Below are 22,720 nucleotides of genomic sequence, written 5' to 3'. Positions count from 1 at the left end.
GATTTCCAAAAGGAGGATAACGTTTTGCTTGTGACAGAAAAAACGGAAACTATTATACACGTGATACGGCTTCTGATAAATGCCAAAACGAACGTACTTGATCAAAAACGGTTAAATCAGGAATCACATATTCAGCAGAAGGAAGATTTATGTTTTCACCTATTCCCAATACATGCATGTTACCAGCCAAAGCTGCTTGACAACCAGCTTCTGAATCTTCAATGACCAAGCATGCATTTGGCGGTACATTCAATTGCTGTGCTCCTTTGAGAAAAACTTCTGGATCAGGTTTTGCTTTTGATACTTGCGTGCCGTCAATAAGGACATCAAAATAACTTGTCAAATTCGTTTTTTCTAAAATAAGGCATGCATTTTTGCTTGCTGATCCCAATCCGATCTTGATGTTTGTTTTTTTCAAGTACTCAAGAACAGCTATTGCACCAGGCAAAACGGATGTTTCATCCATTTTTTGAATCGCTTGAAGATATAGATTGTTTTTTTGCTCAGCAAAGGCTGATTTCTCTTTTTCTGAGAATTTCTGTTCTATTTTTCCAAATGACAGCAATCGCTCTAGTGACTCGGTTCTGGATATCCCTTTCAGTTGCTCGTTTTCTTTCTCAGTGAATGGAATGGACAGCTGGTTAGCTAAAACCAGCCACGCTTCGTAATGATAACGAGCTGTGTCTACAAGAACGCCATCTAAATCGAATAGTGTTGCTTTGATTTTCATCGATTACCTCCTTGAAAATGAACGACTTGAAGTAAAGATGCGATGTTTTTAGCTGTGCGATGAAGATTATCAGTGGCTTGCTGTAAAGCTTCTTGTAAAGGCACAGCTGCAGGAAGGATCGGAAAAACGGCCGAAATGCCAACATCTGCTGCTTTTTCGCTTCCTTTACCAACACTTCCGCAAATAGCTATCACAGGAACGCCCTCTGGTACTCTTCTAGCAATCCCAACTGGCGCTTTTCCTTTTAGACTTTGTCCATCTAGACGTCCTTCGCCTACGATTACGAGGTCTGCTTGCTGTACCCGTTTGTCGAACTCCAGTAAATCCAATACGTAGTCGATGCCAGAGACTATTTTCCCTGAAGCAAATGCTAACAGTCCTGCACCCATTCCACCACCAGCACCACTGCCCGATGCCTCGATTACTTGAGGGGCAAATCTCATATAAAAATCATGCATGGCTTGGTCAGCCACTGCTAATTCATTTTCTTTCAAGCCTTTTTGTGGTCCGAAAACAAAAGAAGCGCCTTCTTTTCCGCATAAAAGATTAGTAACATCAGTAATGACAGTGATTTTGGCTTTAATCAGCTCAATAGGCACATTCGTTTTATCAACTGTAGCAATTTTACCTAGATTTTCTCCCAGTGCTTCTACTTTTTGATTATCTTGATCGTAAAAAGCATAACCTAGACCTTCTGCCATGCCGATGCCGCCATCGTTGGTACTACTTCCGCCAACGCCGATGATGATGTGTCGAACACCTTGTTGCAACAATTGTCGTATCAGTTCTCCTACTCCTCGCGTGGATAACCTAAGTGGCTGTCGTTGGTTTAATGGGACATCTTTCAATCCGACGATTTCTGCCATTTCAAAAATCGCAGTTTGACCGTCTGAAGCGTACTGGATTTCTTTGTTTTTGCCAAATGCATTAGTAGCGACTGCTGTTTGCCGCTTCAACCTTAAACTGTCTGCTAATGATGAAACCGTTCCTTCTCCTCCATCGCCTATAGGTAGCAGATCATATTCAGCCTGAACAAAAACTTCTTGAAAACCCGATTGAATGGCTTGTGCTGCCTCTAAGGCTGTCAGACTTTCTTTGAAAGAATCTGGCGCAATCAGAATACGCATTATTTTCCCCTCCGTTCCAAGATCAGTTCTTTTTCCAGCTGGTATTGGTCTTCATTGACAAAAATAGGTAATGTTTCTTTTGTCTCTTTTTTTATTACTATTTGTTTTTTTGTCAAAACAAATAGCAACCTGTGATTTTTCCAAATAAAAGGAAAAGAAATTTTTTCCCATGCTGAAGGAAGTCTTGGAGAAATAGAAAGAGTTCCATTCGTTACTGTAATACCTGAAAAACCAAATATAACTGCTAGCCATAGTGCTCCTAATGAAGCAGCATGAATTCCGTCATCTGATGAATGCGGATCTGGTCCTAAATCAATCAGGCACGCTTCTTGGAATAAATGATACGCCCATTCCATTTCTTGGATACGGCAAGCCTCTATGGCGTGAATCGCTTTACTCAACGATGAGTCGTGGATCGTTTTGTTTTCATAGTAATGCAAATTCTTAGAAACGATTGGTTGAGAAAAATACTCAGGTAATAAGTATAACAGCATGACAAGATCTGCTTGCTTGCTGACTTGGAGTTCATTTACTTCGCTACGGGCATAATCAAGTAAAATAGACTGGCTGCCAGGACGTTCTTTGTAAGTGGTCAAATCAATAACTGGCTTACTGAGATACGTGTCATCTTGCGGAATCAGCTGTTCTTTGTTAGGCACTGGCAAATATAACTTATCTAAAAAATTTTGACATTCTTTCAAAAAAAGCGGATCGCCAGCTTGATATTTAACAGCTAAGGCCACATTATAATGCGCCAGATAGTTCGTATATGCATTATTGTCGATATATTCTGTGTATTCATCTGGACCAATGACTCTGTGTATCTCTAAATGATCATCGACTTTTACAGCTCTGCTCAGCCAAAAAGCTGCTGTTTCATGAATGAGCGTTTTTCCCTTTGTTTCTAAAAACGATTGATCCTCTGTTGCTTGGACATACTCTTGAACGGCATAAGCAAGGTCTGCACTGATATGATGTTCTGCGGCAGCTGAAGCAACTTCTTGTCTTGTTCCGGTTTTGATATTCAATGCAGCAAATTTGGGTGTCTCTTCCTGACCAGTGTGTGCGCTCTCCCATGGGAAAAGTGCACCTTGATAGTGATAATCTCTTGCTTTTTGCCGTGCGCCTTCTAATCGATCATAACGGTACAGCAGCAAATTCTTTGCTACTTCAGGAAACTGATATAAAAAGAAAGGCAGGATAAAAATTTCCGTATCCCAGAAAACATGCCCTTTATAACCTTCGCCAGTTAGTCCCTTCGCCCCTACACTAACACTTGGATCATTGCGGGGAGTCATAATCTGTAAATGGTAAGCAGCGAAGTCCATCGCTAACTGATCGAAAGAAGAATCACCTTGGATCGTTATCCGATGCTGATGCCAAAAATCTGTCCAATAAGACATCGACTGCTCTAAAATTTCTGTATAACTAACGCTTTTCTGGGCTTGGGCAATACTTTTCTTAAACGGGTCTGTTTGCTGAAGAGAGGTAGAGAGTACGATGATCTTCTCCAGCGTAAAGGACGTATTTTTTCTGATCTTTTCTGAAAAGGAAGCGGTGATCCGGCGATTTTTTGCTTGGAATACACCTGCTTTATTGAATTTAGCTGCAATCCCAATATCAATTTTACTTTCTGTTGTCTGGTAGGATGCACTGATCAAATCGTCACCAAATACTCGCAGTTCTTTTTCAACCAACTGCTGTGTACCAAAATTGGTTTGCTGTCCATCGATACCTGTTTTCACGTCTACTTGGCAGTCTTCGGTCAACGGCTTGATGACCACTTTCAGGGCTGCCTGATGGAGATTGTTTTGATCAGCAACACGACAAGTAATGACTTCCACTTTTTTTCCTTGAGCAGTTTCAATGAGCGCATAGCGTTTAAGCTCTCCCGTTTCTAAATCTAGTACCCGCTCATATGCAAGAACTTTCATCGTCTCAAGAGAAAAATGTTCACCGTCGATTTTTATTTCCCATCTGATGACATCTGGGAGATTCACTAACTCGGCTGATTCTGCTCCTAAAGGTCGGTTATATACACCAGCTGCAAACATTCCCCTTACTTGATTCCGATAGTCTTCCTCCTGCCTTCCTCTAATACCAAAAAATCCATTCCCAATGGTCATCTGACTCGCATACTTATTGATATACTCTAAATCAAACTGTTTTTCTTCTACTTTCATAAGGTAATAACTTCTCCTGTTTCTGCCGAACGATATAAATTTTCCACCAGATTCTGGATGACATATCCTTGCCAGCCATCTGCAATCATCTGAGTCTGGTCACCGAGCGCCCGATTCACAAAATGAGCCATACTTAGTTCATGTGGGTCATTAACTGGCGTAGTCTTTTGTAAGGAAACCAGCTTTCCATCTACATCTTCGAATAGTTCGCCTGGATACAGATTAGCACCTGCCTGATCGCCACAAAAAGCCACATTCAGTTTGTCTTCTCTGATATTCAAAGCAAACGAAGTATTCAGTTGGATGATCTTGCCGTTTTCTAATTCCAGTGTGCCAAAAATTGCATCTTCTACTGTGAATTTGCTTGGATCCCATTTCCCGAATTTCCCTGAATTTTTTTTCGTACCAATTTTTTGGAAGCTGTACGCCCGAACGTTTTTTACTTTAGGAAATCCAGTAATATACATCGCTGTATCAAGCATGTGAATGCCATAATCGATCAAAGGCCCGCCTCCTTGAAGTTCTTTGTCGATAAACGTTCCCCAGCCTGGAACACCAGACCGACGAAGCGCATTCGCTTCTACGTAATAAATATCCCCGAGAACATCAAGATAATTCTTGATCATTGTTGCTTCGTCAGAAAAACGATGCTGGAATCCATAAGCCAAAATCTGCCCGTTTTTATCGGCTGTCTCTGCCATCTTTCTTGCTTGATCAGCTGTCATAGCTGGTGGTTTCTCGCACATCACTGAAGCATTAGCTTCGAGGGCAGCCAATACATGTTCGAAGTGAAAGCGATTGGGTGTACAGACACTCACGATATCGGGAGAAATCTCATTCAGCATTTGTGTAACTGATGTATACGCATGAGAAAATCCTGTACGTCGGCAAAAGTCTTCTGCTCGCTGGCTGACTGGATCAACCACAGCGGCCAATTCTAAGACATCTGATCTTTTTTGATAATAAGCAGCATGTACTTTTTCTGCTACTTGTCCAGCGCCTATGATTGCTACTTTCTTCATTTATTTCTCCCTCCTTTGCTTATTTACTTATTGTTTTTCTTTCTCTATTCTTTCTCTAAATCATTTAAATGACGCGCTGTTTCCAGACAGTTTTTCAAGTATTGCAATGATTCCTGATAAATTTTCACTTCATTTTCTCCTCGCAAACGACATTCATATACCATATAACCTTCATACTCATTTTGAAGTAGCGTTTGAAAATGGCGAGTAAAATCAATTGCGCCAGATCCTGGTTGGTAGCGATGATTATCTGCTAAATGGATATGACCCACATACTCTTTTTGCGTAGTCAGTGCTTTTGAAATATCATCTTCTTCAATATTCATATGATAAAAATCAGCGATGATCTGCACATGTTTCAATTGATTAGAGTCAATGTAATGACGCGCATCCGCTAACAAATTGATCATATGGTCTTGGTATCGGTTCAAAGGCTCCAAATAAATAACCGTACCTGTTTCTTCGGCTACTTTATCTAAATAACGAAGTGATTCGCTGACTGCTTTATAGTCTCCTTCTTTGCTTCGGGGTGAAACCATCGGCGGTAATCGATAAGTGAACATTCCCCAAGCTGCTGGGATAACGATTCCTTTGCCGCCAACCTCGCTTAGTGCACGCAAAATCTCAGCAATTTGACGTACACCATTAAGACGCCGTTCTTCGATGAAGTCACCGATCCACCCATCGTATCCGTTACAAGCTGTCACTACTGGGATCCCTGTTTCTTTGATTGCCTGTTTGACTGTGTCGATATTTTCTATTAACAACTTACCATCGATTTCGTATTCTTCAAATCCACAGTCTTTGATAAATCTAAATTTTTCTAAAATGTCTCTTGGGAAAAATGCTTGATCTTGCGTACCGAATTTCATTGTTCTCCTCCTTGTACTTGAACACCCATTTTGATACTTTCTTCTGGGTGCTGATCTACATAACGCATGTAAGCTTCTGCGCTTTCTGCAAATGGCACAACTGGATCAATGATTTCTTCACAATCCAAGTAACCGTTCATCAATAATTCCCAACATGTGTCCTCGATTCGTTTACGGTTCCATCTTGGGTAATCTGGGTTTGGTTCACTAGATGCTCGAGCAAAGACGATTTTTGCATTATTGAAATGTGCTTCGCGACCAAGATTAAACCCAGCTGGAAAAGGTTTAGCAAAGGCAACATAAGAAATGATCCCGCCATAGCCGATCCCTCTTAAAGAAGCTTGTAATGCGGCAGCACTGCCACTCGTTTCAATAACTGAATCTACTCCACGTTTATCTGTCAATTCCTTTAGACGAAAACCGACATCTGCTTTCATAGGATCTAGCGTGTAATCGGCACCGTATTTTTCTGCTAATTCTCTACGCTGCGCTATGGGATCGATCCCAACGATGGTAGTAGCACCTGCTTTTTTATCTAATTGAATCGCAATTTGCCCGATAGCGCCTAAACCGAAAATTGCTACAGCATCACCTGCTCGAACATGTACTTCCCGGATACCACCTAAAGCGAATTGAGCAGGATCGTAACATACTGCATTTTTCCATTGATCCAACCGATCAAGTTTACGTAGTTTATAATTATCAACACCGTTTGTAATTAGTGTTTCACGAATGGGTCCATAAGTGCAGACTAACTCTCCTTTTTGATACTCTGTCACCAAACTGCCCGTTTCTTCGATCGTACCGACAATCATATTTCCTAATTGAAATTCGCCAAATACCACACCACGTTGGCTTCCTTCTTCTCTTGGCAAGAATAGGCGCCATTCTTCTGAAAATTCTTCATCGATAAATGGACTTAATCCTCTAAAGTCGACAATTTCTGTTCCTGGTTTTGGAGTAGCGAAAATTACTCGGATACGTACTTCGTTCTTTTCGATCTCACGGTCTTCGTAATCTTTGAATCCGGCTATTCTTGGTTCTAATGCAACTAATTTTTTCATCTTTTCTTTCCTCTTTCTTTTCTTTTTATCCTTTTACGCCGCCTTCGACTAAATCACCTTTAATGAATCGTTCAGATAACGCATACATAATGATGACTGGTAAAGCGGTCACCAATGAAGCGGCCATCATTCGTCCCCAAATGTAGTCTGGTGTACTGAATAATGTGTTCAAACCGATTGGTAAAGTAAATTTTTCGGAGGTCGACAGGAAAATCGAAGCAAATAAATAATCATTCCACGAAACCATAAAACAATAAACGAAGACAGAAATGATTCCAGAAATAGCCAATGGTATAATGATCCGAATAATGATCTGGATCCGGCTAAGACCATCGATCATTGCTGCTTCTTCAATATCAGTCGGAATCGTGTCAAAATAACTTTTTAGCATGAATATCGCAGTAGGAAGTGTTTGAACGACCATCGTGATAATCAGTGCTGTATTGGTATCATACAAACCTAGACCGGAAATGATTTTAAATAATGGAACAACGATCAAAATACCGGAAAACATATAGACGGTATAAAAGCTAGCATTGATTTTCGAGCGAGCTTTGAAGCGTAGTTTTGACAAAGCGTATGCCCCGCTGATCCCAATCACTACTGCAGTTACGGAGGCTATCAAGGAGATCACTAAACTATTTTTGAAATACATGATGAATGGAAAAATCTCAGCATTGAAAATATCCTGATAATGTTCAAAAGTCCATTCTTTCGGAAAAATAGTTTGTGTCGTTGCAATTGCTTCTTGTGAATCCTTGAATGATGTCATCAGCATGATCAAAAATGGAAACAAATTGACAGCTAACAGCAACAGAATCGCCGCATAAAATAAGATTTTCTTGCTCTTTTTATTTTTCATTTTAAGTCCACCTTCTTTCGTGAGAGCAAGACGACCGCTGCAATAATGATGAACAATAGGATAGATATAGCTGCTGCTTTTCCAAGATCATTGAACGCAAAGGCTGTCTGATACAAATAAACGCCTAAGATATTGACTTTATTCGTCAGTAGATAGACATCTGTAAACATATAGAACATCCAGATAGATCGTAAAACAATCACAGTTGCTAGTACTGGTTTGATTGCCGGCAGTGTCACGATCTTGAACTTCTGCCAAGCATTTGCACCGTCCATTTCAGCTGCTTCATAAAGCGTTTTGTCGACTGTTTGCAAAATAGCCAAAAATGAAATAAACGCATACGGATAGTATCTCCAGATAGCAAACAAAACGACCATAAAGAAGCTAGCAACTGGCTGGTCGAACCACAGCGGTGCTTCGTTGAAAAGCTGCAACCTATCTACTAACAGATCATTGACGATTCCATAACTATTATTGAACATATATTTCCAAGCAAAAATCAAAGAAATAGATGGCGTAACATAACTTAATAAAATCAGTGAACGCACCGTTTTCCTAAATCTGAACTTGCGGTTAAGCAAAATAGCTACGGCTAATCCTAAAGCTGTACTGCCTGCTACAACTAAGAATGTGTAAGCAACTGTTAAACCTAAAGAACGATAAAATTCACTATCACTTAAAATTTCAAGATAATTGCTTAATCCGATAAAAACGGCGTCTAAGTTAGGATTCAGCGGCATATCGAAAAAACTGATCTGAATATTGGAAAGCATTGGAATCAGCACTAAAACAGCTAATAAAAGTATGCTTGGTGCTAAAAGTCCCATGGCTAATTTTAAGTCAGAATGTTTCCTTGGACGATTCATTGAAATCTCCCCCTGATAATCTGCCAATAGCTATCTACTTTTTTCGGTCACTATTGGCAGAACTTCATGTTATTTCGTATTTTTTTGTGCGTCAGCTAAAGCTTGATCGACATCTTCGTTGCCAACAGTTACTTGATTCACCGCTTTTCCGATCACACCTGAGCTTGTGATATCTCCCATTTTCGTGAAATTCTTTTCCCCGACTAGTCCAAAGACTTGTACTTCATCAAAAGCACTAGCAATCTCAGATGGCAGCTCGCCAAAAGACTTGATGACTTCATTTTCTTTGTAACCATCCAGTTCGACTACTTGTTTATTCACTGGTTGAGCACCACCAGGAGACATCAAGACCCACTTTTCCATGTTTTTCGGTTGAGATAAGAAAGCTGTGAATGCTTCAGCAGCCTCTTTTTGTTTCTCGTCTAGACCAGAAGAAATCGTCAATCCAGATACTGTTCCATAGACAGCTTGATCTTTTTGTGTTGGGATAGCAAAACCGATATTTTCTGAGTTCCCCGCTTCATAAACAGAAGGCAAAATGTAAGTTGAATAGATTGCCATTGGTGCTGTTCCATTCATGAAAGCATCTTTGATTTCTGTCACATCATTAGAGCCTGGCATCATGTATTGGGATAAGTTTTGATAAAACGACAATGCTTCTCTCATCTTTTCCGTATCGATCGTTACCTCGCCTTCATCATCCAAAACATTTGCTCCATTTGACAAAGCAAATTGAGAGAACGCTTGCTCACTCATTGTTCCTTCAGCAGTAGGCATAGCAATTCCATATTGTTTATTCTCTTTATTTGTGAAATGTTGAGCAATTTTTAAAATATCATCCCAATTTTCTGGTTCTGAAAAACCAGCTTCTGCTAATTTTTCTTTGTCATACCAAATACCTTGAACCCAGCCGCTAATTGGTGCAGCAATATAGCTTTTTCCATCTTCTGAACGAACAAGGTTTTTGGCTCCGTCATAATAATTATCTTCTCCAGCTTCCTCGATAACGTTTTGGACTGCCGTCTGATCAATCAGTTCATCTTTATCCATCACTTTAGCAAAATCCTGACTGACTTCCATTACTTCTGGTAATTTACCGGAACGAGCTAACGTAACGATTTTCGTATTGAACGCTGATTCTTCTACCGGCACTTGCTTGATTTTGATGTCTGGATTTTCTTTTTCAAAATCAGCAACCAGTTCATTGATCACACTTAATCGTTCCTGTTCGACAGAAGAGTGCATGAATTGAATCGTTGTCTGTTGTGATTCGTTAGAGCTTTGACTTTCACCACAAGCAGTAAGAAGAAATCCAGTAGCTAGCAGACAGGTAGTAACAATAATTTTTTTCATTTTTTTCCACCTCTTATTTTATTATTTTCAGCCACATGTATTCATAAGGCTGGAATCTCAACTTTTGTTCTTGACTGCAATGGATAATTTGACCAGAAAACAAATCTTGGTAGTCTCCTTTTGGTAAAAGATAGTCTGCTGATTGGTCGGAAAAGTGTTGGATGACTAAAACTTTCTCTTCCTTCGCTTCGCGGATAAAACTAATAAAAGAATCTGCTGAATCGAGCAAGTGAATCAAACTATTCGGATGGAAGGCTTTTTCTTTTTTTCGAATAGCTAGCATTTGTGTCAACTCTTCATACACTGCTGTTCTTAATGGGTCTGTCTGCAACTCTTTCTCAATATCTGCTAACGAAAATTTTTGCCGATTGATTTTTCGATTCTCTCCTGTTTTTTCTACGCCTTTGTAATCATTTCGACTTCCTAGGACACTTTGAATATAAATTGCCGGTACACCTGGTAGCGTTACCAAAAATGAATGAGCAGCTAAAAAGCGTTTGCTTCTCCATTCCAACGTCTCTGTTGGAGAGCTCAATGCATCTAGATACGTCGCGTTTATCTCATATGGACTAGTCGTTCCATCTGGATTTTTCTTGTAGTTTACTCGGGCCCCCTCTTTCTTCAGCTGTTCCACTAAATCAAGGATTGTTGTTTCTGGCAAAATACCTCGTACCGGATTCAATCCGATACCGTCATGGGAGGCTAAAAAATTGAAAAAAGTTGTTTTTTTCGATGCGAAATCGATGGTTTTTAACCATTCTTTCAACTTACTTGTATTACCCGAACGAATCGCTTGAAGGGTCAAAGGTGGTAGCGAAAACTGATAGACCATCTGTGCTTCATTCTCGCCATTCCCAAAATAACTGATATTATCTTTGTGTGGCACATTTGTCTCAGTGATCAATACCGTTCCTGGAGCTGCTTCATCAACGATTGCACGGAATAATTGGATGATTTTATGCGTTTCTGGCAGGTGTATACAAGAAGTTCCTAGTTCTTTCCATAAAAATCCCACAGCATCCAAGCGAATAAATGAAGCGCCTTTTTCTAAGTAAAACAAAAGAATATCGATCATTTTCAATAAAACTTCTGGATTTTTAAAATTCAAGTCTACTTGATCTTCGCTAAAAGTCGTCCATACATGTTTTTCTTTCCCGTTTTTGTCGATGAAAGTTGTAAGTAGTGGACTAGTCCTTGGTCTAGTCACGCTACTTGTATCTGTATCCAGTGGCAAATCAATAAAAAATTCTTTGTACGTATCATTCAAGTTTAAATATTCCTGAAACCAAGTACTTTCGGCAGACATATGATTGCAGACAAAGTCGAACATTAACCGTGTTTCGCTTCTCATTTCTTCTATATCTTCCCATGTGCCCAAACGGTCGTTGATTGCCTGATAATTTACAACGGAGAAACCATCATCAGATGTATATGGGAAAAATGGCAAGAAATGTACAACACTAAATGTATCTGCCAAATACTTTTGATAAAATTTCTTAAATGTACGCAAAGTTGGTTGCTGCTCTTCAAAAAATTGATCCCCATAAGTAATCAAGAAAATATCTTCTTCGTCCCAATGCAGTTTGCCTGCCTGGCCTTTCTTCTGCTGATAATCACTGACTTTTTGTTCAATCATAGAGGCGGTTTTCTCAGCCAAATCTGAGTCGCGATAAATCGCTTGTAAAAGTTTTGTAGACATCGGATTCCCCTTTCTTTTTTGGTAGCGTTCCCAACGATTTGATCATATTATGGAAAACGCTTACTGTCAATAGCATTTTTTTAAATAATTTTGATATACGCAAAAATACAAATAAGAAAGCTTATGTATCAATATTTAATGGCTTCTTAAAAAAATATGGTCTCTCATGATCATGCAAGCTATTCCTAAATTTTCAAAATCATAGACAAAAAAGAATGTCTATTGTACTATGGAATTATTCTAAAACGCTCCCAAAAAGGAGGTGCATATAAAATTGAAACCTACTATTTATGACATTGCGAACAAAGCCAATGTCTCCAAATCAACTGTCTCCAGAGTATTAAATAACCAGCCAAATATCTCTGATAAAGCAAAAGCAAGTGTACTTCAAGCAATCAAAGAATTGAATTATGAACCGAGCAAAATTGCAAGAGGACTGTCAGGAAATGGTTTTGACGCGATCCTAGCATTATCTCATCGTACTTCTCATACGACCTATGGCAATCCTTTTTTTTCAGATGTTATTCAATCCATTTCTGCCGTTTCTGAACAAAATAACTTCGACTTGATTCTACAAACGGCAAAAACACCAGAAGAAGAGCTAGAAAAATGCGCGAAAAAGATCCAAGAAAAAATGATTCGAGGAATTATTATTTTAAGCTCTACGATGGATGAAACACTTCTTTTTGAATTGGATCAATACAATATTCCTATTGTGGTAATCGGAAAAGTCGGAAACGACTACACGAACATCTACTCAGTGGACACGGATAATTTCCAGGATAGTTACGATTTGGTGGAAACACTGATCAAGAATGGACACCGTCATATCGGCTGTCTCCATGCTCCGACAGAAGTTTATGTATCCAATGATCGTCTCAATGGTTACCGTCAATGCTTATTTGATCATCACCTAGATATCCGTAATGAATGGATCATAGACGGCGGCTTTCGCTTAGAAGACAGCATGGCAGCAATGAATGATTTAATGAAGCTGCGAGAAAGACCAACTGCGATTTTTTCTACCGATGCATTAAAATCATTGAGTATTTACAAAGTGGCAGAACAAACTGGAAAGCAGATACCTGATGATCTTTCGATCGCAGGATTCAGTGATCCCTTATTGTCCTCCCTATTTTCGCCACAGCTGACTCGGATAGACATTCCAACAAATCAGTTAGGAATCAAAGCCACAGAACTTTTATTCCAATTGATCCATCACCAATACCCAGAAGAAAAAAGAATCATTCTTTCAACCGAGATTACTCTCACAGATTCGATCCAACAACAAGAAATGTAGGGCAGATTTATAAAAGAACAGAAACACTGAGGATAAGTCAGTTACTCTGTTCTTTTTTCAATCACTCATCCCCCATTACCCCCTCCCGGTATTTTAGCGGGTTTTTCTTTATTTTCCATCTGTTTTAGATAGCTGTGGATAACTATAATGTTTGTGTTAAACTATTTTTTCCACAGGGAAGAAAAAACTATTTTTAACCACGCTGTGTATAAGTTTTTATAGTTCATTTTTTCAAACTCATTACCCTTATTTCAATCCATGTTATTTGGGGATACTTATCTCTAAAACATAAATAGAATAACAGATATGTCTACTGGTTTTGTTTTATTCGAGGAACTATTCACTAATAGCTAGCAAAATATTAAAAATAACCACTCTATCTTCCCATGAATTTATTTTCCCTTCAAATAATGATCTATCTTTATTTTTATTGATTGACTTCTCTGGGAAGTTGATCGTTCCGATACCTTAATTGGATACGAACCGATGTTGTTAAGATCCTTTCCCACTTTTCTTCTAGTTAGACAAATTATTTTAGACAAACCAAAAAAGAGGTTGTGACAATAATTTGTCACAACCTCTTTTGTAAAATATCTATTTTGTTTGATTGTTCATTGCGTCTTCTGCAGCCATTTGTGCTTCAATATCTGAAATACTGTAGACATTTTCGCTTGCTACACCGACTTCTTTTGGTTCCATGTCACGGTAACGTTGCATACCAGTACCAGCTGGGATGATCTTACCGATAATAACATTTTCTTTCAAACCAAGAAGAGGATCTTTCTTACCGCGGATCGCAGCATCCGTCAAGACACGAGTTGTTTCTTGGAATGATGCAGCAGATAAGAAACTATTTGTTTCTAATGATGCTTTTGTGATACCTAGCAAGACTGGTCGAGAAGTTGCAGGAACGCCTCCTGAGACTAGCGTATTGTAGTTTTGATCTTTAAAGTCTGCGATGTCTAATAATGTACCTGGTAAGATATCTGTATCACCTGGATCCATTACACGAACTTTACGCAGCATTTGACGAACCATTACTTCAATATGCTTGTCGCCGATTTCTACCCCTTGCATACGGTAAACACGTTGTACTTCACGAAGCAAGTAGTTTTCAACAGATAATACATCGCGGACTTGCAACAATTGTTTTGGATCGATTGATCCTTCTGTCAATGGTGCACCACGGTGGATCATATCGCCTTCTGCTACTTTCATACGTGCTGTATAAGGAACAGTATACGTACGTGTATCTGTTTTTCCTTTGATTGTTACTTCTTTGGTACGTGTTGCAGGATCTTCTGAGATATCGATGACATCCCCTGTTACTTCTGTGATCACTGCTTGCCCTTTCGGATTACGTGCTTCAAAGATTTCTTGGACACGAGGAAGACCTTGAGTGATATCGTCTCCGGCAACCCCACCTGTATGGAATGTACGCATCGTCAACTGAGTACCAGGTTCACCGATTGATTGAGCGGCGATCGTACCAACTGCTTCTCCGACTTCAACGTCAGAGCCAGTTGCAAGGTTACGTCCGTAACAATGTTTGCAGACACCATGTTTTGTATTACATGTGAAGACAGAACGAATTGTCACTGTTTCGACACCTGCATCAACGATTTGTTTTGCGATGTCTTCGGAAATCAATTGGTTTCCTGCGATAATCAATTCATTTGTTTCAGGATGACGTACTTCTTTACGAGTGTAACGTCCCACTAAACGATCTTCTAATGATTCGATGATTTCATTTCCTTCGCGGATGGCTTGGATTTCAAGACCTCGGTCAGTACCGCAATCTTCTTCACGGATGATTACATCTTGGGCCACATCAACCAGACGACGAGTCAAGTAACCTGAATCGGCAGTCTTCAAGGCTGTATCGGTCATCCCTTTACGAGCCCCGTGAGTTGAGATAAACATTTCCAAGACGGATAGTCCTTCACGGAAGTTCGAAATGATTGGCAATTCCATGATTCGACCATTAGGAGCGGCCATCAAACCACGCATTCCGGCAAGCTGTGTAAAGTTGGAAATGTTCCCACGAGCTCCAGAATCAGACATCATGAAGATTGGATTTTTCGCTTCCAAACCTTCCATCAGTTTTTGTTGGATGCTGTCTTTTGCAGCATTCCAAACAGCAATGACACGTTCATAACGTTCGTCATCTGTGATCAGACCACGACGGAATTGTTTTGTAATAGTTTCAACTTGTTTATGGGCATTTTCAATGATTTCTTGTTTTTCATTCAGTACACTGATGTCAGCGATCCCTACAGTGATACCGGCATGTGTCGAATGTTTGTACCCTAAGTCTTTCATACGGTCAAGCATCTTAGAAGTTTCTGTTACTTTGAATCGTTTGAAGACTTCTGCGATGATGTTTCCTAAGTTTTTCTTCTTGAACGGTAATACTAATTCTTGCTCTTTGATATGTGCAGGAATATCAGTACCAGCTTCAACAAAGTATTTGTCCGGTGTTTGGACGGTCAAGTTGAAGTCTGTTGGTTCATTCAGATAAGGGAATTCAGGAGGCATGATCTCGTTGAAGATGATCTTACCAACTGTTGTGATCATCGTACGTTCTTTTTGCCATTCAGTAAATGGTTTTTCACCTAATGAGTTAGGGTTCACACCGATACGTGAATGTAAATGAACATATCCGTTGCGCCATGCGATAACGGCTTCGTTTTGATCTCTGAAGACCATTCCTTCGCCTTCGCGTCCTTCTTCTTCCATTGTCAAGTAGTAGTTACCTAGAACCATATCTTGAGAAGGAGTAACAACTGGTTTACCATCTTTAGGGTTCAAGATGTTTTGAGCAGCTAACATCAACATACGTGCTTCTGCTTGTGCTTCTTCATTCAATGGAACGTGGACAGCCATTTGGTCTCCATCGAAATCGGCATTATAAGCTTCACATACAAGTGGATGCAAACGGATTGCGCGTCCTTGTACTAAAACTGGTTCGAATGCTTGGATACCAAGTCGGTGAAGCGTAGGTGCCCGGTTCAGCAATACTGGGTGTTCCTTGATTACGTCTTCTAAGACATCCCATACTTCGTCTTCTTGACGTTCGATTTTACGTTTCGCATTTTTGATGTTTGAAGCTAGTTCGCGTTGAACAAGCTCACGCATCACGAATGGTTTGAATAATTCGATAGCCATTTCTTTTGGAAGTCCACATTGGTACATCTTCAAGAAAGGTCCAACAACGATAACAGAACGACCGGAGTAGTCGACACGTTTACCTAGCAAGTTTTGACGGAAACGACCTTGTTTCCCTTTCAACATATGAGAAAGAGATTTCAATGGGCGGTTACCTGGTCCAGTAACTGGACGTCCGCGACGACCGTTATCGATCAATGCATCTACTGCTTCTTGCAGCATACGTTTTTCATTTTGAACGATGATTCCAGGTGCGTTCAAGTCTAATAAACGTTTCAAACGGTTATTACGGTTGATTACACGACGGTAAAGATCATTCAAGTCACTTGTTGCAAAACGTCCACCTTCTAATTGAACCATTGGGCGTAAATCTGGTGGAATAACAGGGATAACGTCCATAACCATCCAGCTTGGTTGATTTCCTGAAGCGCGGAATGCTTCTAAAATATCCAAACGGCGGATTGCACGTGTACGTTTTTGTCCTTGTGCAGATTTCAATTCTTCTTTCAATTCGGCTGCTTCTGCATCTAGATCAACATTATCAAGTAATTGTTTGATCGCTTCTGCACCCATAGCAGCTTGGAATTCTTGTCCATATTGTTCACGTTTTTCGCGATATTCGCGTTCTGTCAACAATTGTTTTTTCTCTAAATTCGTATTTCCTGGTTCGATGACTACATATGAAGCAAAATAAATGATTTCTTCCAAAGCGCGTGGGCTCATGTCTAATACAAGACCCATACGTGAAGGAATCCCTTTAAAGTACCAGATATGTGAAACAGGAGCTGCTAATTCAATATGTCCCATGCGTTCACGGCGAACTTTCGAACGAGTAACTTCCACTCCGCATCGATCACAAACGATTCCTTTATAACGGATACGTTTGTATTTTCCGCAGGCACATTCCCAGTCTTTTGTAGGACCAAAAATCCGCTCACAGAACAACCCTTCGCGTTCAGGTTTTAAGGTACGATAGTTAATCGTCTCAGGTTTTTTTACTTCACCGTAAGACCAGCTTCTGATTTTTTCGGGAGAAGCCAAACCTATTTGCATACTTTCGAATTTATTTACATCGATCAAAAGGGGTTCCCTCCATTTCATTTAATGGCAAACCGCAAGACGGCTGATCTTCGACCGCCTTGCAGCTCATAGACCGGATTAGTCTAAATTATCTTCTGCGGTTTCAAAGTTTTGGATGACATCGTCTTTTTCATCTTCCACTTGTTCAGCAGCTTTCTTTTCTAATTCTTTGGCAGTTTGCTGTTCGGCAAATTTTGTCAAAGCATCAACAGTGATCAAATCGTCGTCTTCATCGTCCATGTCGCGAAGTTCGATCTCTGTTTCTTCGATATCCAAGACACGCATGTCCAGACCTAGTGATTGCAATTCTTTCACCAATACGCGGAATGATTCCGGTACACCTGGTTTTGGAATTGGTTCACCCTTGACGATTGCTTCGTATGTTTTCACACGTCCGACTACGTCATCTGATTTGTATGTCAAGATTTCTTGTAAAGTGTAAGCCGCACCGTAAGCTTCCAGTGCCCATACTTCCATTTCACCAAAACGTTGTCCGCCAAATTGAGCTTTACCTCCCAATGGTTGTTGTGTAACCAATGAGTAAGGTCCGATTGAACGTGCATGCAATTTGTCATCGACCATGTGAGCAAGTTTGATCATGTACATCACACCGACAGACACACGTCCATCAAATGGTTCACCTGTACGTCCGTCGTACAGAACAGTTTTCGCATCGCTGGCCATACCGGCTTCACGAACTGTTTCCCATACGTCTTCATCACTTGCACCATCAAATACTGGCGTTGCTACGTGGATACCTAACTGACGTGCAGCCATACCCAAGTGTAATTCCAATACTTGCCCGATGTTCATACGTGAAGGCACCCCTAAAGGATTCAGCATGATATCGATTGGTGTTCCATCAGGTAGGAATGGCATATCTTCTTCCGGCATAATACGGGATACAACCCCTTTATTTCCGTGACGACCGGCCATTTTATCCCCTTCATGGATTTTACGTTTTTGAACGATATAAACACGAACTAACATGTTTACGCCTGGTGACAATTCATCTCCAGCTTCACGAGTAAAGATTTTCACATCGTGAACGATCCCGCCACCGCCATGCGGTACACGTAATGATGTATCGCGGACTTCACGAGCTTTTTCGCCAAAGATCGCATGCAATAGACGTTCTTCTGCAGATAATTCTGTTACCCCTTTTGGCGTGACTTTCCCTACAAGCAAATCGCCATCTTGGACTTCTGCACCAATACGGATGATACCCATTTCGTCTAAATCTTTCAATGCGTCTTCCCCGACATTAGGGATTTCGCGTGTGATTTCTTCAGGTCCTAATTTTGTATCGCGGGCTTCTGATTCATATTCTTCAATATGGATAGAAGTGTATACGTCATCTTTTACCAAACGACGGCTCATGATGATCGCATCTTCATAGTTGTACCCTTCCCAAGTCATGAAACCAACTAAAACGTTTTGGCCTAGAGCCATTTCGCCTTGTTCCATAGATGGTCCGTCTGCCAGAGTATCCCCTTTTTCGACTTTTTCACCTAAATGAACGATTGGACGTTGGTTGTAGCTTGTTCCGGAGTTTGAACGACGGAATTTTGTTACATCGTATTTATCTAATGCACCGTTGTCGCGGCGTACGCGGATTTCAGAAGCATCAACGTATTCAACGACACCGTCATGTTTACATAACAAAGCAGCTCCTGAGTCATGCGCTGATTTGTATTCCATACCAGTACCAACCCATGGTGCTTGAGGATTGATCAACGGCACTGCTTGACGCTGCATGTTGGCACCCATCAAGGCACGGTTAGAGTCATCGTTTTCCAAGAAAGGAATACATGCTGTCGCAACGGCAACTACTTGTTTAGGTGATACGTCCATGTAGTCTACTTTATCAATAGATACTTCTAAGTTTTCACTTTGAGCACGAGCCATAACAACGTCTTGAGCAAATGTTCCATCTTCATTCAATGGGCTGTTTGCTTGGGCTACGATGTAATGGTCTTCGATATCTGCTGTCAAGTAGTCGATTTGGTCAGTAACCCGACCTGTTTCGCGGTCTACACGACGATAAGGTGTTTCGATAAATCCGAATTTATTTACTTTCGCATAACTGGACAAACTATTGATCAACCCGATGTTTGGGCCTTCAGGAGTTTCGATCGGACACATACGGCCATAGTGGGAGTAGTGAACGTCACGAACTTCATAACCGGCACGGTCACGAGTCAATCCGCCAGGTCCTAAGGCTGAAAGACGACGTTTGTGTGTCAATTCGCCAAGAGGGTTTGTTTGATCCATGAACTGTGACAACTGAGAAGAACCAAAGAATTCTTTGATACTTGCCACAACTGGACGGATATTGATCAATTGTTGAGGTGTCAATGTTTCAGTATCTTGGATCGACATTCTTTCACGAACCACACGTTCCATACGTGCTAGCCCGATACGGAATTGGTTTTGTAAAAGTTCACCGACTGAACGGATACGACGGTTTCCTAAGTGGTCGATATCATCGACATTGCCGATACCTTCCATCAAGTTCAAGAAATAGCTCATTGAAGCAATGATGTCGGCTGGACGAACCGTTTTTACAGCTGCTTCTGGATAGCCGTTTCCGATCACGTTTACTTCACGTTCAGGATCTCTTGGTGAAAATACTTTGATGACTTGGACAGTCATTGGATCTGTGACCACACCGTCTTCTGATGGATAGTAAGTCACTGAATTTAGGCCATTATCAATGAAAGGAGCTAGTGTTTCCATGACTTGGTGAGTCAGAACTGTTCCTTTTTCAACGATGATCTCGCCTGTTTCTGGATCAACTAATGTTTCAGCTAATGTCAGATTCAATAGACGTGTTTTCAAATCTAATTTTTTGTTTACTTTGTAACGACCAACGTTTGCTAAGTCGTAACGTTTTGGATCGAAGAAACGAGCATTCAGCAAGTTACGTGAGCTGTCTGCTGTTTTTGGTTCGCCTGGACGCAAACGTTCGTAAACGTCTTTCAAACCTTCTTCTGTTCTTGAGTCGCTTGCGTTTTTATGCAAGTCTTTTTCGACTGTGTTGCGTAATGTTTCGCTGTCGCCGAAGATTTCAAAGATCGTATCATCGGAACCAAATCCTAACGCACGAACTAATACGGTTAAAGGAATCTTACGTGTACGGTCGATACGTACATAAGAGATGTCTTTTGCATCAGTTTCCATTTCTAGCCAAGCGCCACGGTTAGGGATAACAGTAGAACCGAATCCTTCTTTTCCGTTTTTGTCGACTTTTCCATGGAAATAGACACCTGGTGAACGGACTAACTGAGAAACGATTACTCGCTCTGCCCCGTTGATGATGAATGTTCCTTGTTCTGTCATTAATGGGAAATCACCGAAGAATACTTCTTGTGCTTTGATTTCGCCAGTCTCGCGGTTTGTCAAACGCAATGTTACATGTAATGGTGCAGAGTAGTTTGCATCATGCGCACGAGCTTCTGCTACTGTATACTTTGGTTCTTTCAATTCATAATCTACAAATTCCAAAGATAGATTGCCATTGAAGTCATCGATTGGCAAAATGTCTTCAAACATTTCTCTAAGTCCCTCATCTAAGAACCATTGGTAAGAGTCTGTTTGAATTTCGATCAAATTTGGTAATTCCAACACTTCACTGATTCTTGCGAAACTTCTACGTTCGCGATGTTTTCCGTATTTTACTACGTGTCCAGCCAAGCTCTTCACCCCTCTAAAATGTCATTCAAAAAGACTACCCGATCGATTGTTACAATAATATTTCAAATATTATTTTTAGGTAACAACAGACATTTTTTGCGGCTTTTAGGCAAAAAAAAACCAAAAATAGAACATTCTCTTGAAACCTTACTTCGTGAGCTTCTACTTTTGTTTCCTTATATTAAAGCCGAAACGGACAATATTTCGTTTCTGCCTTTTCTTCATCAGATAGTTTTTGCAACTTCATATACTACACTTATTTTCTATAAAAGTCAACACTTCCTGGCGTTTCTTCTGCTTTTTCGCAATATTTTCTTAATGTTTTCAATTTTATGTTTTCAATTATCTGACAATTCTTAATTGACAGACCTTTTTATCTCGGTTATACTTTAGAAAATTCATTTTGTGGAGGAACTTCTATGCGAACCAACATCAACCAAATCGCACCAACACAACTGAATAACTTTTACTTTAGCTACTTTAGATAGGTTTGTATTCATCATGATGGATACAAACGTTAAACGACAGTTTGTATCTATGATGGCTAAAGAACTTTGTATTGCAGCAAAAAGCCACGTAGACAAAATGCTAAGTGGCTGAGCAGTGAAAATACAAAGTAAAAGTATCAAGCATTCTACTTTTTCAATTTATTTTCCGACTTTTCAATCCATTTGGACATTTTGTCTGAATGGATTTTTTGTTTCCCAAAATTAAGGAGGAAAAAGAAATGAAAAAAAATATAATCACCGGATTAGGCGCTGCCCTGCTACTAGCTTTAGGAGGTTGCGCACAAAAAGACAATTCCGCAGAGGCATCAGATGGACAAAAAACAATTGGCGTATTGCAACTTGTACAACATAACTCGTTAGACGCTGCCTATAAAGGATTCAAAGAAGGATTAGCAGAAGAAGGGTATAAAGAAGGCGATAATCTAACAATCGATTATCAAAATGCCCAAAACAATCAAGACAACCTGAAAAGTATGAGTGAGAAACTCGTCAAAGAAGATCCTGATTTGCTACTCGGGATCGCCACTCCAGCAGCACAATCTTTATTAAATGAAACAACCACTATCCCGATGGCTGTCACAGCGGTCACAGACTTGGAACAAGCCCATTTAGTCACATCCAATGAAAAACCTGGCGGCAATGTGACTGGCACGACAGATATGGTGCCAATCGAAAAACAAATCGGCTTACTGTTAAATATCGTGCCAGACGCCAAAACAATCGGCATCATGTATAACAACGGTGAAGCAAACTCTAAGATCCAAGCTGATTTGGCAGAAAAAGAATTGAAAAAAGCGGGCGTCAAAGTCAAAGTACTGACAGCAAATTCCACAAATGATGTCCAACAAGTGACGAAAAGTCTAGCTAAAGATGTAGATGGAATCTATATTCCTACTGATAACACGTTCGCAAGTGCGGCAATTGTTGTCGGTGAAGTCGCAAAAGAAACAAAAACACCTGTCGTTGCTGGCGCAGTTGATCAAGTCAAAGACGGCGGTCTAGCAACAGTAGGAATCGACTACGAAAGCTTGGGCAAACAAACAGGGATCATGGCAGCAAAAATCTTAGACGGCAAGAAGCCAAGTGAACTTCCTGTCGAAACAGCGAATGATTTGGAACTGTATGTCAATAAAGACATGGCCAAAGCATTAGGCATCAATCCAGACAGCATCAAAGAAGCTGAATAAAA

The 22,720-nt window shown here is 40.3% G+C and carries 14 protein-coding genes; 2 read left to right on the top strand and 12 right to left on the bottom strand.

Annotated features, from left to right (window positions below; genetic code table 11):
* Window positions 1-52: 52 nt before the first annotated feature.
* From pgmB to OS138_RS07410, 10 genes are all read right to left on the bottom strand, one after another.
* Window positions 53-730 (bottom strand): beta-phosphoglucomutase, encoded by a 678-nt coding sequence (gene pgmB, locus OS138_RS07455; RefSeq protein ID WP_325069914.1) that lies wholly within the window; start codon window positions 728-730, stop codon window positions 53-55.
* Entirely contained in the window at window positions 727-1,857 is a 1,131-nt protein-coding gene (locus tag OS138_RS07450; protein ID WP_325069913.1) for a glycerate kinase, read from the bottom strand. The genes pgmB and OS138_RS07450 overlap by 4 nt, the downstream gene beginning before the upstream one ends.
* Entirely contained in the window at window positions 1,857-4,040 is a 2,184-nt protein-coding gene (locus tag OS138_RS07445; RefSeq protein WP_325069912.1) for a glycoside hydrolase family 65 protein, read from the bottom strand. Before OS138_RS07445 ends, OS138_RS07450 begins: the two co-directional genes overlap by 1 nt.
* A complete protein-coding gene (locus tag OS138_RS07440) occupies window positions 4,037-5,062 on the bottom strand; it encodes a Gfo/Idh/MocA family protein (protein ID WP_002337421.1) in 1,026 nt (341 codons plus the stop codon). The genes OS138_RS07445 and OS138_RS07440 overlap by 4 nt, the downstream gene beginning before the upstream one ends.
* A 44-nt stretch (window positions 5,063-5,106) precedes the next feature.
* The gene (locus OS138_RS07435; RefSeq protein WP_002288129.1) at window positions 5,107-5,934 is read right to left on the bottom strand and encodes a sugar phosphate isomerase/epimerase family protein; all 828 of its coding nucleotides are present in this window, start codon (window positions 5,932-5,934) and stop codon (window positions 5,107-5,109) included.
* Window positions 5,931-6,998, bottom strand: a complete 1,068-nt coding sequence (locus OS138_RS07430) for a zinc-dependent alcohol dehydrogenase (RefSeq protein ID WP_325069911.1) — start codon at window positions 6,996-6,998, stop codon at window positions 5,931-5,933. Before OS138_RS07430 ends, OS138_RS07435 begins: the two co-directional genes overlap by 4 nt.
* A 25-nt stretch (window positions 6,999-7,023) precedes the next feature.
* A complete protein-coding gene (locus OS138_RS07425) occupies window positions 7,024-7,860 on the bottom strand; it encodes a carbohydrate ABC transporter permease (protein WP_325069910.1) in 837 nt (278 codons plus the stop codon).
* Complete coding sequence (locus tag OS138_RS07420) at window positions 7,857-8,726, bottom strand: carbohydrate ABC transporter permease (protein ID WP_325069908.1); 870 nt, start codon at window positions 8,724-8,726, stop codon at window positions 7,857-7,859. Before OS138_RS07420 ends, OS138_RS07425 begins: the two co-directional genes overlap by 4 nt.
* 69 nt (window positions 8,727-8,795) lie before the next feature.
* Complete coding sequence (locus OS138_RS07415) at window positions 8,796-10,079, bottom strand: ABC transporter substrate-binding protein (RefSeq protein WP_325069907.1); 1,284 nt, start codon at window positions 10,077-10,079, stop codon at window positions 8,796-8,798.
* 13 nt (window positions 10,080-10,092) lie between these two features.
* A complete protein-coding gene (locus tag OS138_RS07410; RefSeq protein WP_325069906.1) occupies window positions 10,093-11,778 on the bottom strand; it encodes an alpha-amylase family glycosyl hydrolase in 1,686 nt (561 codons plus the stop codon).
* Between the two features lie 274 nt (window positions 11,779-12,052).
* On the opposite strand from OS138_RS07410, the gene OS138_RS07405 reads away from it, so the two are divergent.
* Window positions 12,053-13,078 (top strand): LacI family DNA-binding transcriptional regulator, encoded by a 1,026-nt coding sequence (locus OS138_RS07405; RefSeq protein ID WP_002300082.1) that lies wholly within the window; start codon window positions 12,053-12,055, stop codon window positions 13,076-13,078.
* A gap of 594 nt (window positions 13,079-13,672) precedes the next feature.
* On the opposite strand, the gene rpoC is transcribed toward OS138_RS07405, so the two are convergent.
* Together rpoC and rpoB are read right to left on the bottom strand one after the other, a co-directional pair.
* Window positions 13,673-17,326, bottom strand: coding sequence for a DNA-directed RNA polymerase subunit beta' (gene rpoC, locus OS138_RS07400; protein WP_002295965.1), 3,654 nt, complete (start codon window positions 17,324-17,326; stop codon window positions 13,673-13,675).
* 78 nt (window positions 17,327-17,404) lie between these two features.
* Window positions 17,405-21,022: a DNA-directed RNA polymerase subunit beta gene (gene rpoB / locus OS138_RS07395; protein ID WP_002295964.1), complete on the bottom strand. Its 3,618-nt coding sequence runs from the start codon at window positions 21,020-21,022 to the stop codon at window positions 17,405-17,407.
* 727 nt (window positions 21,023-21,749) lie between these two features.
* Here rpoB and OS138_RS07390 point away from each other — a divergent pair.
* The gene (locus OS138_RS07390; protein ID WP_325069905.1) at window positions 21,750-22,718 is read left to right on the top strand and encodes an ABC transporter substrate-binding protein; all 969 of its coding nucleotides are present in this window, start codon (window positions 21,750-21,752) and stop codon (window positions 22,716-22,718) included.
* Window positions 22,719-22,720 lie beyond the last annotated feature (2 nt).

The organism is Enterococcus sp. E5-37 (assembly GCF_035726925.1).
GTDB classification, from domain to species: Bacteria; Bacillota; Bacilli; order Lactobacillales; family Enterococcaceae; genus Enterococcus_B; species Enterococcus_B faecium.
The sequence above is the reverse complement of the archived record's forward strand: the minus strand, read 5'-3'. Positions and strand labels throughout refer to the sequence as shown.